Annotated in this window: 13 protein-coding genes; 11 read left to right on the top strand and 2 right to left on the bottom strand. The window is 72.3% G+C overall.

Features of this window, described 5'->3' with window-relative positions; translation table 11 throughout:
• The first annotated feature begins 14 nt into the window (after window positions 1-14).
• Window positions 15-1,178, top strand: coding sequence for a cysteine desulfurase family protein (locus ACFWRO_RS11815; protein ID WP_384507959.1), 1,164 nt, complete (start codon window positions 15-17; stop codon window positions 1,176-1,178).
• A gap of 12 nt (window positions 1,179-1,190) precedes the next feature.
• Here ACFWRO_RS11815 and ACFWRO_RS11810 read toward each other — a convergent pair whose 3' ends face one another.
• The gene (locus tag ACFWRO_RS11810; RefSeq protein ID WP_384507956.1) at window positions 1,191-1,844 is read right to left on the bottom strand and encodes an N-acetylmuramoyl-L-alanine amidase; all 654 of its coding nucleotides are present in this window, start codon (window positions 1,842-1,844) and stop codon (window positions 1,191-1,193) included.
• 60 nt (window positions 1,845-1,904) lie between these two features.
• On the opposite strand from ACFWRO_RS11810, the gene mnmA reads away from it, so the two are divergent.
• Window positions 1,905-3,053, top strand: a complete 1,149-nt coding sequence (gene mnmA, locus ACFWRO_RS11805) for a tRNA 2-thiouridine(34) synthase MnmA (RefSeq protein WP_384507953.1) — start codon at window positions 1,905-1,907, stop codon at window positions 3,051-3,053.
• Window positions 3,054-3,097: 44 nt separating this feature from the next.
• Here the strand turns inward: mnmA and ACFWRO_RS11800 are convergent, their stop codons facing one another.
• Window positions 3,098-3,670, bottom strand: coding sequence for an alpha/beta fold hydrolase (locus tag ACFWRO_RS11800; protein WP_384507950.1), 573 nt, complete (start codon window positions 3,668-3,670; stop codon window positions 3,098-3,100).
• 115 nt (window positions 3,671-3,785) lie between these two features.
• On the opposite strand from ACFWRO_RS11800, the gene ACFWRO_RS11795 reads away from it, so the two are divergent.
• The 9 genes from ACFWRO_RS11795 to gatB all read left to right on the top strand — a co-directional run bounded on the left by ACFWRO_RS11795 (window position 3,786) and on the right by gatB (window position 14,379).
• Window positions 3,786-4,349 carry a TIGR00730 family Rossman fold protein gene (locus tag ACFWRO_RS11795; RefSeq protein ID WP_384507947.1) on the top strand — a complete coding sequence of 188 codons (564 nt, stop codon included), beginning with the start codon at window positions 3,786-3,788 and terminating at the stop codon, window positions 4,347-4,349.
• Window positions 4,350-4,356: 7 nt separating this feature from the next.
• Entirely contained in the window at window positions 4,357-5,055 is a 699-nt protein-coding gene (locus ACFWRO_RS11790; protein WP_384507944.1) for an SDR family oxidoreductase, read from the top strand.
• 29 nt (window positions 5,056-5,084) lie between these two features.
• The gene (locus tag ACFWRO_RS11785; protein ID WP_384507941.1) at window positions 5,085-6,098 is read left to right on the top strand and encodes a methionine synthase; all 1,014 of its coding nucleotides are present in this window, start codon (window positions 5,085-5,087) and stop codon (window positions 6,096-6,098) included.
• A 32-nt stretch (window positions 6,099-6,130) separates the two neighbouring features.
• Window positions 6,131-8,311 (top strand): NAD-dependent DNA ligase LigA, encoded by a 2,181-nt coding sequence (gene ligA / locus ACFWRO_RS11780; RefSeq protein ID WP_384507938.1) that lies wholly within the window; start codon window positions 6,131-6,133, stop codon window positions 8,309-8,311.
• A gap of 236 nt (window positions 8,312-8,547) precedes the next feature.
• Window positions 8,548-10,701, top strand: coding sequence for a putative bifunctional diguanylate cyclase/phosphodiesterase (locus ACFWRO_RS11775; protein ID WP_384507935.1), 2,154 nt, complete (start codon window positions 8,548-8,550; stop codon window positions 10,699-10,701).
• Window positions 10,702-10,809: 108 nt separating this feature from the next.
• Window positions 10,810-11,106 (top strand): Asp-tRNA(Asn)/Glu-tRNA(Gln) amidotransferase subunit GatC, encoded by a 297-nt coding sequence (gene gatC / locus ACFWRO_RS11770; RefSeq protein WP_003966094.1) that lies wholly within the window; start codon window positions 10,810-10,812, stop codon window positions 11,104-11,106.
• Window positions 11,107-11,110: 4 nt separating this feature from the next.
• Entirely contained in the window at window positions 11,111-12,610 is a 1,500-nt protein-coding gene (gatA, locus tag ACFWRO_RS11765) for an Asp-tRNA(Asn)/Glu-tRNA(Gln) amidotransferase subunit GatA (RefSeq protein ID WP_384507932.1), read from the top strand.
• Window positions 12,607-12,852 carry a hypothetical protein gene (locus ACFWRO_RS11760; RefSeq protein WP_384507929.1) on the top strand — a complete coding sequence of 82 codons (246 nt, stop codon included), beginning with the start codon at window positions 12,607-12,609 and terminating at the stop codon, window positions 12,850-12,852. Before gatA ends, ACFWRO_RS11760 begins: the two co-directional genes overlap by 4 nt.
• Window positions 12,853-12,867: 15 nt before the next feature.
• Window positions 12,868-14,379, top strand: a complete 1,512-nt coding sequence (gene gatB / locus ACFWRO_RS11755; protein ID WP_384507926.1) for an Asp-tRNA(Asn)/Glu-tRNA(Gln) amidotransferase subunit GatB — start codon at window positions 12,868-12,870, stop codon at window positions 14,377-14,379.
• Window positions 14,380-14,438 lie beyond the last annotated feature (59 nt).

The following is a 14,438-nucleotide window of genomic DNA, read 5'->3' as shown; positions in this document are numbered from 1 at the left end:
AGAATCGAGAAATCATGGCTTACCTCGACCACGCCGCGACCACGCCGATGCTCCCCGAGGCGATCGAGGCGATGACCGCCCACCTCGCCGTCACGGGCAACGCCTCCTCCCTGCACGCGGCCGGGCGGCGCGCCCGGCGGACCGTCGAGGAGGCCCGCGAGACCCTCGCCGCCGCCCTGGGCGCACGGCCCAGCGAGGTCGTCTTCACCTCCGGCGGCACCGAGGCCGACAACCTCGCCGTCAAGGGCCTGTACTGGGCCCGCCGCGACGCCGACCCGGCCCGCACCCGCGTCCTCGCCAGCCCCGTCGAGCACCACGCCGTCCTCGACGCCGTCGACTGGCTCGCCACGCACGAGGGCGCCACCGTCGAGTACCTCCCGGTCGACCGGTACGGCCGCGTCCACCCGGACGCGCTGCGCGAGGCGATCGAACGCGCGCCGGAGACCGTCGCGCTGGCCACCGTCATGTGGGCGAACAACGAGATCGGCACGATCATGCCGGTACGCGAACTCGCCGAGGTCGTCCGCGAGTTCGGCGTCCCCCTGCACTCCGACGCGGTCCAGGCCTTCGGTCAGGTCCCGGTCGACTTCGCCGAGTCCGGGCTCGCCGCCCTGACCGTCTCCGGCCACAAGATCGGCGGCCCCTACGGCATCGGCGCGCTGCTCCTCGGCCGGGAGTACAGCCCCGTCCCCGTGCTGCACGGCGGCGGCCAGGAGCGCCACGTCCGGTCCGGCACCCTGGACGCGCCCGCCATCGCCGCGTTCGCCGTCGCCGGCCGGCTCGCCGCCGAGCGCCAGGAGGAGTACGCGACCGAGGTCGGCGCCCTCCGCGACAAGCTGGTGGCGGCCGTCCACGCCGCCGTCCCCGACGCGATCCTCGGCGGCGACCCGGACGACCGGCTCCCCGCCAACGCGCACTTCACCTTCCCCGGCTGCGAGGGCGACTCCCTGCTCCTGCTCCTCGACGCCCAGGGCATCGAGTGCTCGACCGGCTCCGCCTGCACCGCCGGCGTCGCCCAGCCCAGCCACGTCCTGCTCGCCACCGGCACCGACCCGGACCTCGCCCGGGGCACCCTGCGCTTCACCCTCGGCCACACCTCCACCGAGGCGGACGTGGCGGCCGTCGCCGAGGCCATCGGCCCGGCGGTGGAACGGGCGAGGACCGCGGGCCTCGTCTAGGGACGCGGAACCTCACGCCGGCTTCTTCGAAGCCTCCCTGACCAGCTTCATGTACCGGTCCCAGTCCCAGTGCGGACCGGGGTCCGTGTGGTCGGTCCCCGGCACCTCGACGTGCCCGATGATGTGCTCCCGGTCGACGGGTATGTCGTACCGCGCGCAGATCCCGGCCGTCAGCCGCGCCGAGGACGTGTACATGGCCGCCGTGAAGTCCTGCGGGCGGTCGACGAAGCCCTCGTGCTCGATGCCGACGCTCCGCTCGTTCATGTCACGGCTCCCGGCGTGGAAGGCCACGTCGAGCTCGCGGATCATCTGCGCCACATGGCCGTCCTTACGGACGACGTAGTGCGTGGCGGCGCCGTGCCCCGGGTTCTTGAAGACCTTCAGGGCCGTCGCGTAACTGCCCTGCACGACGTGGATCACGACCCGGTCGATCGTGAAGTCGGCCGGCCGGTCGGCCCGCCGCCAGTTCGCCCGGGACGCCGCCGTCCAGTCCGCGCCCTTGTGGTCGAGCACGCCGTCGACCCGGTCCTGCTCCGTGCCGGGCAGCCGCCACCAGGCACGCGCCAGCTCCTCGCGGGCCAGCGCCGCCGTACCGAGGACGGCCGCGCCGCCGCCGAGCAGGACGGCTCGCCGTCCCACCCCCCGCTTCTTGTTCTCGCTCCCCATGTCCAGAACAACGCTTACTCAGGCGACCCTGGTTCCCGGGCCCCGTACCCTGGTAGGGCTATGACTGAGACTTCCCAGCAGACCGAGACTCCCGCGCGCCGCCTCCGTGTCCTCGCCGCCATGTCCGGCGGCGTCGACTCCGCCGTCGCCGCGGCCAGGGCCGCCGAAGCCGGGCACGACGTCACCGGCGTCCACCTCGCGCTCTCCGCGAACCCGCAGTCCTTCCGCACCGGTGCGCGCGGCTGCTGCACCATCGAGGACTCCCGGGACGCCCGCCGGGCCGCCGACGTCATCGGCATCCCCTTCTACGTCTGGGACCTCGCCGAGCGCTTCCGCGAGGACGTCGTGGACGACTTCGTCGCGGAGTACGAAGCGGGCCGCACGCCCAACCCCTGCCTGCGCTGCAACGAGAAGATCAAGTTCGCGGCGCTGCTCGACAAGGCGCTCGCGCTCGGCTTCGACGCGGTCTGCACCGGCCACTACGCCACGGTCGTCCTGAACGAGGACGGTACGCGCGAGCTGCACCGGGCCTCCGACATGGCCAAGGACCAGTCGTACGTCCTCGGTGTCCTGGACGAGAAGCAGCTCGCGCACGCGATGTTCCCGCTGGGCGACACCCTCACCACCAAGGACGAGATCCGGGCGGAGGCGGAGCGGCGCGGGCTCGCGGTGGCGAAGAAGCCCGACAGCCACGACATCTGCTTCATCGCCGACGGCGACACCCAGGGCTTCCTGGCCTCCCGGCTCGGCAAGGCGGAGGGCGACATCGTCGACGAGTCGGGGGAGAAGGTGGGCACCCACGAGGGTGCGTACGGCTTCACCATCGGCCAGCGCAAGGGCCTGCGGATCGGCCACCCGGCGCCGGACGGCAAGCCGCGCTACGTCCTGGACATCTCGCCCGTCGACAACACGGTCACGGTCGGCCCGGTCGAGGCGCTCGACGTCACCGGCCTGAGCGCGATCAAGCCCCGCTGGTGCGGCACGGCCCCCGAGGGCTCCGGCCGCTACACCGCCCAGCTGCGCGCCCACGGCGGCGAGACGCCGGTCACGGCGGCCCTGGAGGACGGCGAGCTGACGGTCACCTTCGACGAGCCGGTCCGGGGCGTGGCCCCGGGGCAGGCGATCGTGCTGTACGACGGCACGCGCGTGGTGGGCTCGGCGACGATCGCGACGACGGTACGGAGTACGGAGACGGCGGCCACGGTCTGAAGGCCTGACGGCTCGACGGCCTGACGGCTCGACGACCGACCGGCTCATTCCTCCTCGTAGAAGCCCTCCAGGACCGGCGCCAGGACGTGCGGGGCCACCTCGTGCGTCTGGCCCGTCAGGGTGCGGTGGCGGCCCCGGGGGAGGGCCGTCGAGAGCGCCACGGCCGCCCGGCGCGTCCGGGACGGGCTCGCGCCGCCGTCCACGACCAGCACGCGCGCGTGGACCCGGCCGAGCCGCGCGGCCGCCTCCGCCGAGAACGGCGGCTCGAAGACCGAGAGCCGCTCCACCGGCAGCCCGGCGGCCACCGCCGCGAGCGCGAGCACCCCGCCGGACCCGACCCCGTGCACGAAGGCCTGGCCGCCCACCTCGTGGATCAGGGCCGCCAGATCGTCGATCTCGTCCTGCTCGACCCCCGACGCCCGCCGGTCGTACGTCAGGATCGCGTACCGAGGCGCGAGGAGATCGGCCAGGGGCCGCCCGCTCTCGGCCGTGCCCTGGGCGCCGCTCACCAGGATCACCGGCGTCCCCTCCCCGCGCAGCTCGTACGCGACCGGTGTCCCGTCGGCGGAGCGCACCCGCCCCCGGACCCTGCCCAATGTGCCGCTCGTCTCGTCCATGGCAGTGCTGACCGACCCCGTGCGCCGAACTCATCGGTGAGGCACGGAAATTACGAGAAGATCTTGAGAGCAGGGACCCGGAGGCACCCGGGAGGCGAGAGTTACCGTGGGCGCCATGAACATCTGCGTCTTCCTCTCCGCCGCCGACCTCGACGAGCGCTACACCGCCCCCGCCCGCGACTTCGCCGAGCGCCTCGGCAAGGCGGGCCACACCCTGGTGTGGGGCGGCTCGGACTCCGGTCTGATGAAGGTCGTCGCGGACGGGGTGCAGGAGGCGGGCGGCCGGCTCGTCGGTGTCTCCGTCGACTTCCTCGCCGCCAAGGCCCGCCCGGGCGCGGACGAGATGGTCTTCGCCAAGGACCTCGCCGAGCGCAAGGCCCTGCTCCTGGCCAGGTCGGACGCTGTCGTGATCATGGTCGGCGGCACCGGCACGCTCGACGAGGCCACCGAGGTCCTCGAGCTGCGGAAGCACGGCAAGCACACGAAGCCCGTGGTCCTGCTGAACACGGCCGGGTTCTACGACGGCCTGAAGACCCAGTTCCACCGCATGGAGGCCGAGGGCTTCCTCCCCATTCCCCTCACCGACCTGGTCTTCTTCGCCGAGGACGGCGTGTCCGCTCTCGCCCACCTGGAGGCTGAGACATCAGCGGCTGCCGCCGCGGGCGTCCGCGCCCGGTGATGCGAGCATGGTCCCCATGGCTACTCATGTGATCACCGGGGCGGGTTCCGGCATCGGCGCGGCGGTCGCCCGCCGGCTCCACGCGCGCGGGGACGACCTCGTGCTCCACGCGCGCGACGCCGGACGGGCCAAGGAGCTCGCCGCCGAGTTCCCCGGCGCCCGGACGCTCGTCGGCGACCTCGCCGACCCCGACCGGCTCTCCTGGGCCTTCTCGCACCAGAGCCTGCCCGAACGGGTCGACACGCTCCTGCACATCGCGGGCGTGGTCGACCTCGGGCCGGTCGGCGACCTCACCCCCAAGACCTGGCGCCACCAGCTCAACGTCAACCTGATCGCCCCCGCCGAGCTCACCCGGCACTTCCTGCCCCAGCTGCGGGTCTCCCAGGGCCACGTGGTCTTCGTGAACTCCGGCGCCGGGCTGAACGCCCACGCCGAGTGGAGCGCCTACGCCGCGTCCAAGCACGGCCTGAAGGCCCTCGCCGACTCCCTGCGCAACGAGGAGCACGCCAACGGAGTGCGGGTCACCTCGGTCTACCCGGGCCGCACCGCCAGCCCGATGCAGGCGAAGGTCCACTCCCAGGAGGGCAAGGAGTACGACCCCTCCCGTTGGATCGACCCCGAGTCGGTCGCGACCGCGATCCTGACGGCCGTCGATCTGCCGCGCGACGCGGAGATCAACGACCTGACGGTCCGTCCGGGACGATAGGGACCTAGAGACGGTAGGGACGTAGAACAGTGACCGAGACCAGCGAGACGAACGCGTTCGTCTGGGGGCCCGCCACCGGCGTCGGCTCCCTCCCCGGCGGTGACGCCCGGGAGGCCGCCAAGACCGCCACGGGCGCCTTCGAGGACTTCCCCTTCCTCGCCGAGCTGCCCGCCCGCGGACCCGGCGCCGACATGATCGGCCGGACCCTCGGGCTGCTCGTCGACATGTACGCGCACGTGGAGCCCAGCGGCTGGCGGATCAGCGACCGGCCCGGCCGGGACACCCGGCGAGCCCGCTCCTGGCTCGGCGAGGACCTCGACGCCCTGGAGGAGTTCACCCAGGGGTACGAAGGTCCCCTCAAGGTCCAGGCCGTGGGCCCCTGGACGCTCGCGGCCGCGCTCGAACTGCACGGCGGCGAGGCCGCCCTCGGTGACCCCGGCGCCTGCCGGGACCTCGTGGGCTCCCTCGCCGAGGGTCTCGGCGTCCACCTCGCCGAGCTCCGCAAGCGGATCCCCGGCGCCAGGATCGCCCTCCAGCTCGACGAGCCCTCCCTCACCGCCGTCCTTCGCGGCCATGTCCGTACCGCCAGCGGCTACCGCACGTACCGGGCCGTCGACCGGCAGGTCGTCGAGAGCGCCCTGCGCGAGGTGTTCGCGGTCCACGACGGCCCGGTCGCCGTCCACTCCTGCGCCCCCGACGTGCCGTTCGGGCTGCTCCGGCGGGCCGGCGTCGACGCGGTCTCGTTCGACTTCGGGCTGCTCACCGAACGTGACGAGGAGCCGATCGGCGAGGCCGTCGAGGCCGGCACCAGGCTCTTCGTGGGCGTGGTGCCGTCCACCGACACGGCATTGTCCGACCCGGGCGGTAGCGTCATGGGTGTCAGGACGCTGTGGCGCAGGCTGGGGCTGAATCCGGGGACTCTCGCCGAGTCCGTCGTGGTCACCCCGACGTGCGGGCTCGCGGGCGCTTCGCCCGCCTACGCCCGCGCGGCCCTCGCCCACTGCGCCCGGGCGGCGAGATCGCTCGCGGACAACCCTGAGTGACGGGGTCTGAGGCAACGGGAGGACGAGTAACGGTGGCAGTCGAACAGGGGGCCCTGCCCGCCGCGGCACGGGAGCAGCACGCGGAGCTGGCCGAGCAGGTCGAGGAGCACCGCTTCCGGTACTACGTGAAGGACCAGCCGGTCATCAGCGACGGCGAGTTCGACAAGCTCCTGCGCGCCCTTGAGGCGCTGGAGGAGGAGTACCCCGAGCTGCGCACGCCGGACTCGCCGACGCAGAAGGTCGCCGGGCAGTACGAGACGGAGTTCACCTCCGTCGAGCACCGGGAGCGCATGCTCTCGCTCGACAACGCCTTCGACGACCTGGAACTGGCGGCCTGGGCCGAGCGGATCGCCCGTGACGTCGGCACCCCCGACCACCACCTGCTGTGCGAGCTCAAGGTCGACGGCCTCGCGGTCAACCTCACGTACGAGGACGGCCGGCTGACCCGCGCCGCCACCCGCGGCGACGGCCGGGCCGGCGAGGACATCACGCCCAACGTCCGTACGATCGCCGACATCCCGGACCGGCTGCACGGCGACCGCGTCCCGGCACTGGTCGAGATCCGCGGCGAGGTCTACTTCCCGATGAAGGACTTCGAGGGCCTCAACGCCCGCCTTGTAGAGGCGGGTGACAAGCCCTTCGCCAACCCGCGCAACGCGGCGGCAGGTTCGCTGCGCCAGAAGGACCCGAAGGTCACCGCGACGCGCCCGCTCCGCATGGTCGTCCACGGCATCGGCGCCCGCGAGGGCTTCGCCATCGACCGGCTCAGCGAGGCGTACGAGCTGCTGCGCGAGTGGGGCCTGCCGACCGCCCGGCACAACAAGGTGGTCGACTCCCTGGAGGAGGTACGGGAGTTCATCGCGTACTTCGGTGAGAACCGGCACTCCGTGGAGCACGAGATCGACGGGGTCGTCGTCAAGCTGGACGAGATCCCGCTCCAGGGCCGGCTCGGCTCCACCGCGCGCGCCCCGCGCTGGGCGATCGCCTGGAAGTACGCGCCGGAGGAGGTCAACACCAAGCTGGTCGACATCAAGGTCGGTGTCGGCCGGACCGGCCGGGTCACGCCGTACGCGCAGGTCGAGCCGGTGACGGTGGCCGGTTCCGAGGTCGAGTTCGCCACGCTCCACAACCAGGAGGTGGTGAAGGCCAAGGGCGTGCTCATCGGCGACACGGTCGTGCTGCGCAAGGCCGGTGACGTCATCCCGGAGATCCTCGGCCCGGTCGCCGACCTGCGGGACGGCTCCGAGCGGGAGTTCGTGATGCCCGCCGAGTGCCCCGAGTGCGGGACGCCGCTGCGGGCCATGAAGGAGGGTGACATCGATCTGCGCTGTCCGAACGCGCGGACGTGCCCCGCCCAGCTGCGGGAGCGGCTCTTCTATCTGGCCGGCCGCGAGTGCCTGGACATCGAGAACTTCGGCTCGGTGGCCGCCGCCGCCCTCACCCGCCCCCTGGAGCCGGCGGAGCCGCCGCTGGTCGACGAGGGCGATCTCTTCGACCTCACCATCGAGGGGCTGCTGCCGATCAAGGCGTACGTCCTCGACCCGGACAGCGGGCTGCCCAAGCGGGACCCGAAGACCGGCGAGGAGAAGGTCGTCACCGTCTTCGCCAACCAGAAGGGCGAGCCGAAGAAGAACGCGCTTGCCATGCTGGCCAACATCGAGGCCGCCAAGACCCGTCCGCTGGCCCGGTTCATCAACGGGCTCTCGATCCGGCACGTGGGCCCGGTCGCCGCCCAGGCGCTCGCCCGCGAGTTCCGCTCGCTGGACCGCATCGAGCAGGCGAGCGAGCAGGAGCTGGCCGACGTCGACGGGGTCGGCGGGATCATCGCCGCCGCCGTGAAGGACTGGTTCTCCGAGGAGTGGCACCGCGAGATCGTGCGCAAGTGGCGCGCCGCCGGGGTCCTCCTCGAAGAGGAGGGCGCGGGCGATGACGAGGGGCCGCGTCCGCTGGAGGGGATGACGGTCGTCGTCACCGGCACGCTGCAGAACTTCACCAGGGATGGCGCAAAAGAGTCCCTCCAGAGCCGTGGTGCGAAGGTGACCGGTTCCGTTTCGAAGAAGACCGACTTCGTCGTCGTGGGCGAGAACCCCGGATCCAAGTACGACAAGGCGATGCAGCTGAAGGTTCCGGTTCTGGACGAGGACGGCTTCGCCGTCCTGCTCGAACAGGGGCCCGAAGCCGCTCGGGAGGCGGCCGTCCCGGCCGAGGCATAGCCCGGGAGACGCCGACGGGAGACCCGTCGGCGTCACCCGTTCGGCGCATACCAGATCGTTACGGGTGGGCAGGTCGCATTCGGGCAAGAGATGGAGAGCGCTGCCCGTCGGAGCCCTCCGCGGCCTACTGTTGAGACCGTGCGTCTGTCGCGCGGCCGAGTGGGCTCTGCCGGTCGTGGCGGCATGACAACGGCCCACCGCGTTGCGACGGCACCGCCGGCTGTGAGAGGGACGGAATGAAACCGACCGAGAGTGCCGCCGCCCCGCTCTCCCGGGCGCGCGGCCGCGCGGCCTGCGTGGCGATCACCACCGGGCTCCCCGGCGCCGTGGCCGCCCTCGCCGCCGTCGTGCTCGTCACCGGGATCGCCCGGGCCGTGAGCACCGGCCACGGACTCTTCCCCGGCGGCGCCGAGGGCTGGTCCCTCGCCGTCCTCACCGGACTCATCGTCGGACACCTGGTCGCCCTCGGCCGGGACCGCTGGTGGGGCGGCACCGGCTCCGGCGCCGCCCTCACCCTCGCCGTCCTGCTCCTCTACGGCTGGGTGCCCGCCGGACTCGTCTCCATGGCCGTCGTCGTCCTCGTCGGCGCCGCCCGCCGCCACCGCTGGCGCCAGGGCCTCCTGCACGGCTCCGTGGACGTCCTCGGCGTCGGCGCGGCAGCGCTTGTGCTCGCCGCCTTCGGAGACGTACCGACCGTCGAGACCCCCTGGCATCCCCCCGCCTGGGGGATCGCCGACATCCCCGAAGTCGCGCTGGCCGCCGGTACCTACCTCGTGGTGACCCGGCTGCTCCTGTGGTACGCCCTCGCGCCGCAGGGCGGCGGGCTGCCGACGGTCGCCCGGACCGCCCTGCTCCGCCAGGGCCTCGTCGCCGTCGCGCTGCTCGGCATCGCCCCGCTGATCTGCGTCGTCGCCGTCTCCCAGCCGCTGCTGCTGCCGCTCTTCGCCGTCCCGCTCATCGCCCTCGACTCCACGCTCTGGATCGCCCGCGCCCGCGCCGAGGAGCAGCTGAAGGACCCGCTCACCGGCCTGCCCAACCGGCAGTGGCTGCTTGAGCGGGCCTGGACCGCCCTGGAGCAGGCCGAGGGCGAGGGCGCCCGCTCCGCGCTCGTCCTGATCGACCTCGACCGTTTCCGGTCGGTCAACGACACGCTCGGGCACCTCGCCGGAGACCGGCTGCTCCTCCAGATCGCCGAGCGGCTCAAGCTCGCCCTGCCCCGCGGAGCGGAGGCCGCGCGCCTCGGCGGCGACGAGTTCGCCGTCCTGCTCCCCACCGCCGACTCCACCACCAGCGCCCAGCGCGTCGCCCGCCATCTGGTCGCCGAACTCTCCTCGCCGCTCGACCTCGACGGGCTCACCCTCGTCCTGGAGGCCAGCGCGGGCGTCGCCGTCTTCCCCGACCACGCGCTCGACGCCGAGGGGCTGCTGCGCCGCGCCGACGTCGCCATGTACCAGGCGAAGCGGGACCGTACGGGCGTGGAGGTGTACGAGTCGAAGCGCGACTCCAACACCCCCGACCGGCTCGGGCTCCTCGGCGACCTGCGCCGTGCCCTGGACGCCGGCGAGGTCGAACTGCACTACCAGCCCAAGGTCCGTTTCGACGGCCAGGTCGCGGGCCTCGAGGCCCTGGTCCGCTGGGTGCACCCGGAGCGCGGCCGGGTCTCCCCGGACGAGTTCATCGCCATCGCCGAGTCCTCCGGTCTGATGCCGCACCTCACCGAGTACGTCCTGGAGACCGCGCTCGCGCAGGTCGCCCGGTGGCGGGCCCAGGGGTTGAACGTTCCTGTGGCCGTCAACGTCTCGCCCCGCGACGTCCACACCCCCGGCTTCGCGGGCGCCGTCGCCGCCCGGCTCGCCCGCCACGGCGTCCCGGCCGGGGCGCTCCAGTTGGAGATAACCGAGCACGTGCTCCTGGAGGACCCCCAGCGCGCCGCCGACACCATGGCCGGCCTGACAGGCCACGGCGTGAAGATGTCCCTGGACGACTTCGGCACCGGCTACTCCTCCCTCGTCCACCTGCGCCGCCTCCCGGTGAGCGAGCTGAAGATCGACCGCTCCTTCGTCGCCAGGCTCGCCGTCGACGCCGAGGACGCCGAGATCGTCCGCTGCACGCTCGACCTGGCCCACTCGCTCGGCCTGCTCGTGGTCGCCGAGGGCGTCGAGGACGACGAGACCTGGGAGCGGCTGCGCGACATGGGCTGCGACGCCGTCCAGGGCTGGCTGGTCGCCGCCGCGATGCCGCCCGCCGAGACCACCGCCTGGCTGCGTGCCCGCGGCGAGCACGGCTGGCGCCGCCCCTCCGAGGAGGCGGCCGCCCTCCAGGCCCTGGAGGCCGCTCAGGCCGCCTCGCCCGTGGACCTCGACCACCCCTCGGGCCAGGTGGTGCAGTAGCCCTGGGCGGTCCGGTGCACCGGCCCCGGGCGGTCCGGTGCGGGGGGTGGCGGTGCGGGCCCCATAGGATTGGGCCCAACACCATCAAACTCACCCCGTGAGGATCGCATGCCTGGCATCACGCGCGAGGAGGTCGCCCACCTCGCACGGCTGGCGCGTCTGGAGCTGAAGGGCGAAGAGCTCGATCACTTCGCCGGTCAGCTCGACGACATCATCGGCGCGGTCGCCCGCGTCTCCGAGGTCGCCGACCAAGACGTACCGCCGACCTCCCACCCGCTGCCGCTGACGAACGTCATGCGCGCGGACGAGGTCCGTCCGTCGCTCACCCCCGCGCAGGCGCTCTCCGGCGCCCCGGCCCAGGAGCAGCAGCGTTTCAAGGTGCCGCAGATCCTGGGGGAGGACTAATCACATGACGGACAGCACCATCATCAAGCTCACGGCCGCCGAGATCGCCGCGAAGATCGCCTCCGGCGAGCTCACCGCCGTCGAGGTGACCGAGGCCCACCTGGCCCGGATCGAGGCCGTCGACGAGAAGGTCCACGCCTTCCTGCACGTCGACCGCGAGGGCGCCCTCGCCCAGGCCCGCGCCGTGGACGAGAAGCGCGCCAAGGGCGAGAAGCTCGGCCCGCTCGCCGGCGTCCCGCTCGCGCTCAAGGACATCTTCACCACCGCCGGCATGCCGACGACCGTGGGCTCGAAGATCCTCGAAGGCTGGCTCCCGCCGTACGACGCGACCCTGGTCAAGAACCTGAAGGCCGCCGACGTCGTCATCCTCGGCAAGACCAACATGGACGAGTTCGCCATGGGGTCCTCCACCGAGAACAGCGCCTACGGCCCCACCGGCAACCCCTGGGACCTCACCCGGATCCCCGGCGGCTCCGGCGGTGGCTCCTCGGCCGCGCTCGCCGCGTACGAGGCCCCGCTCGCCATCGGCACGGACACCGGCGGCTCGATCCGCCAGCCCGCCGCCGTCACCGGCACCGTCGGCGTCAAGCCGACCTACGGCGGCGTCTCCCGCTACGGCATGGTCGCCTTCTCCTCCTCCCTCGACCAGGGCGGCCCCTGCGCCCGTACGGTCCTGGACGCGGCCCTGCTGCACGAGGCCATCGCCGGGCACGACCCGCTGGACTCGACCTCCATCGACGCCCCGGTCCCGCAGGTCGTCGAGGCCGCCCGCAACGGCTCCGTCGCCGGCATGCGCGTCGGTGTCGTCAAGCAGTTCCGCGGCGAGGGCTACCAGGCCGGTGTCGTGCAGCGCTTCGACGAGTCCGTCGAGCTCCTCAAGGAGCTGGGCGCCGAGATCGTCGAGCTGGACTGCCCGACCTTCGACCTCGCCCTGTCGGCGTACTACCTGATCGCGCCGTCCGAGTGCTCCTCCAACCTGGCCCGCTTCGACGCCATGCGCTACGGCCTGCGCGTCGGCGACGACGGCACCCGGTCGGCCGAGGACGTCACCGCCCTCACCCGTGAGGCCGGCTTCGGCGACGAGGTCAAGCGCCGCATCATCCTCGGTACGTACGCGCTCAGCTCCGGCTACTACGACGCGTACTACGGCTCGGCGCAGAAGGTCCGCACCCTCATCACCCGCGAGTTCGAGCAGGCCTTCGAGCAGGTGGACGTGATCGTCTCCCCGACGACCCCCACCACCGCCTTCCCGATCGGCGAGCGCGCCGACGACCCGATGGCGATGTACCTCGCGGACCTGTGCACCATCCCGACCAACCTGGCCGGCAACGCCGCCATGTCGCTGCCCTGCGGCCTCGCGCCGGAGGACGGCCTGCCGGTCGGCCTGCAGATCATCGCCCCCGCCATGAAGGACGACCGGCTGTACAAGGTCGGAGCCGCCGTCGAGGCCGCCTTCGTGGAAAAGTGGGGACACCCGCTGCTCGAGGAGGCTCCGTCGCTGTGAGTACCAGTGCACTGCAGAAGGCCAAGGGCTTCAAGAAGTCCAAGGCCGGTACGTACCTGTCCATGGGCACCACCGCCTTCGGCGCCGTCACCGTGATGAAGCAGGTCAAGAAGGCCCGAGCCGAGCACGACACGCTCAAGCTCGTCGACGCCGTCGTGTCCGCCGCCGCCATCGTCACCGGCCTCGCGATCCTGTACCGCGAGCTGAAGCGCCTCGGCGACGACGACGTCCTGCTGGGCTGAGAGGGAAGTTCCACCGTGACTGTCACTGAACTGCTGTCGTACGAAGCGGCGCTGGCCGCGTACGACCCCGTCATGGGCCTTGAGGTCCATGTCGAACTCGGTACGAAGACCAAGATGTTCTGCGGCTGCTCGACCGAGCTGGGCGCCGAGCCCAACTCGCAGACCTGCCCCACCTGTCTCGGTCTGCCCGGCTCGCTCCCGGTCGTCAACGCGATCGGCGTCGAGTCGGCCGTGAAGATCGGTCTCGCGCTGAACTGCGAGATCGCCGAGTGGTGCCGCTTCGCCCGGAAGAACTACTTCTATCCGGACATGCCGAAGAACTTCCAGACCTCGCAGTACGACGAGCCGATCGCCTTCAACGGCTATCTGGACGTCCAGCTGGAGGACGGGGAGATCTTCCGCGTGGAGATCGAGCGCGCCCACATGGAGGAGGACACCGGCAAGTCGCTGCACGTCGGCGGCGCCACCGGCCGTATCCACGGCGCGTCCCACTCCCTGCTCGACTACAACCGCGCCGGCATCCCGCTCATCGAGATCGTCACCAAGCCCATCGAGGGCGCGGGCGAGCGGGCCCCCGAGGTCGCCAAGGCGTACGTCGCCGAGCTGCGCGAGCTGATCCGCGCGCTGGGCGTCTCCGAGGCGCGGATGGACCAGGGCCAGATGCGCTGCGACGTGAACCTGTCGCTGCGCCCCAACGGCACCAAGACCTTCGGCACCCGCTCGGAGACGAAGAACGTCAACTCGCTCCGCTCGGTGGAGCGGGCGGCGCGCTTCGAGATCCAGCGCCACGCGGCCGTGCTGACCTCCGGCGGCACGATCGTGCAGGAGACCCGTCACTTCCACGAGGACGACGGCTCCACCACCTCGGGCCGGATCAAGGACAACGCCGAGGACTACCGGTACTTCCCGGAGCCCGACCTCGTGCCCATCGCACCCGCGCGCGCGTGGGTCGAGGAGCTGCGCGGCGGACTGCCCGAGCTGCCGCGCGTGCGCCGCAACCGGCTCCGTGAGGAGTGGGGCGTCTCCGAGCACGACATGCAGTCGATCCTCAACGCGGGCGCGGTCGACCTGATCGTCGCGACCACGGACGCGGGCGCTCCGTCGGACCAGGCGCGCAAGTGGTGGATGGGCGAACTGGCCCGTTCCGCCAACGAGTCGGGCACCGCCCTGGACGAGCTGCCGATCACCCCGGCGCAGGTCGCCCGGGTGGCCGAGCTGGTGGCCTCCGGCGACCTCACCGACAAGCTGGCCCGCCAGGTCATCGAGGGCGTGCTCGCGGGCGAGGGCGGCCCGGACGAGGTCGTCGAGAAGCGCGGCCTGAAGGTCGTCTCCGACGAGGGCGCGCTCGGCACGGCCGTCGACGAGGCCATCGCGGCCAACGCGGGCATCGCCGACAAGATCCGCGGCGGCAAGGTCGCGGCGGTCGGCGCCCTGGTCGGCGCGGTCATGAAGGCCACCCGCGGCCAGGCGGACGCGGCGCGCGTGAAGGACCTGATCCTGGAGAAGCTGGGCGTCAGCGAGGGCTGATCGTCCGGTCGTTCCGTACGCGTACGAGGGCGGCGCCCCGGGTCCAATGGGACCCGGGG

It is taken from the genome of Streptomyces sp. NPDC058579 (assembly GCF_042718575.1).
Taxonomy (GTDB): Bacteria; Actinomycetota; Actinomycetes; order Streptomycetales; family Streptomycetaceae; genus Streptomyces.
The sequence above is the reverse complement of the archived record's forward strand: the minus strand, read 5'-3'. Positions and strand labels throughout refer to the sequence as shown.

What these genes read in the sequence shown, in the direction of transcription:
- ACFWRO_RS11775 (WP_384507935.1), top strand. Translation starts at nt 8,548, where the DNA reads ATGAAACCGACCGAGAGTGCCGCCGCCCCGCTCTCCCGGGCGCGCGGC.
- ACFWRO_RS11800 (WP_384507950.1), bottom strand. Translation starts at nt 3,670, where the DNA reads ATGGACGAGACGAGCGGCACATTGGGCAGGGTCCGGGGGCGGGTGCGC.
- gatC (WP_003966094.1), top strand. Translation starts at nt 10,810, where the DNA reads ATGCCTGGCATCACGCGCGAGGAGGTCGCCCACCTCGCACGGCTGGCG.
- ACFWRO_RS11810 (WP_384507956.1), bottom strand. Translation starts at nt 1,844, where the DNA reads ATGGGGAGCGAGAACAAGAAGCGGGGGGTGGGACGGCGAGCCGTCCTG.
- ACFWRO_RS11790 (WP_384507944.1), top strand. Translation starts at nt 4,357, where the DNA reads ATGGTCCCCATGGCTACTCATGTGATCACCGGGGCGGGTTCCGGCATC.
- ACFWRO_RS11795 (WP_384507947.1), top strand. Translation starts at nt 3,786, where the DNA reads ATGAACATCTGCGTCTTCCTCTCCGCCGCCGACCTCGACGAGCGCTAC.
- mnmA (WP_384507953.1), top strand. Translation starts at nt 1,905, where the DNA reads ATGACTGAGACTTCCCAGCAGACCGAGACTCCCGCGCGCCGCCTCCGT.
- ACFWRO_RS11815 (WP_384507959.1), top strand. Translation starts at nt 15, where the DNA reads ATGGCTTACCTCGACCACGCCGCGACCACGCCGATGCTCCCCGAGGCG.
- gatA (WP_384507932.1), top strand. Translation starts at nt 11,111, where the DNA reads ATGACGGACAGCACCATCATCAAGCTCACGGCCGCCGAGATCGCCGCG.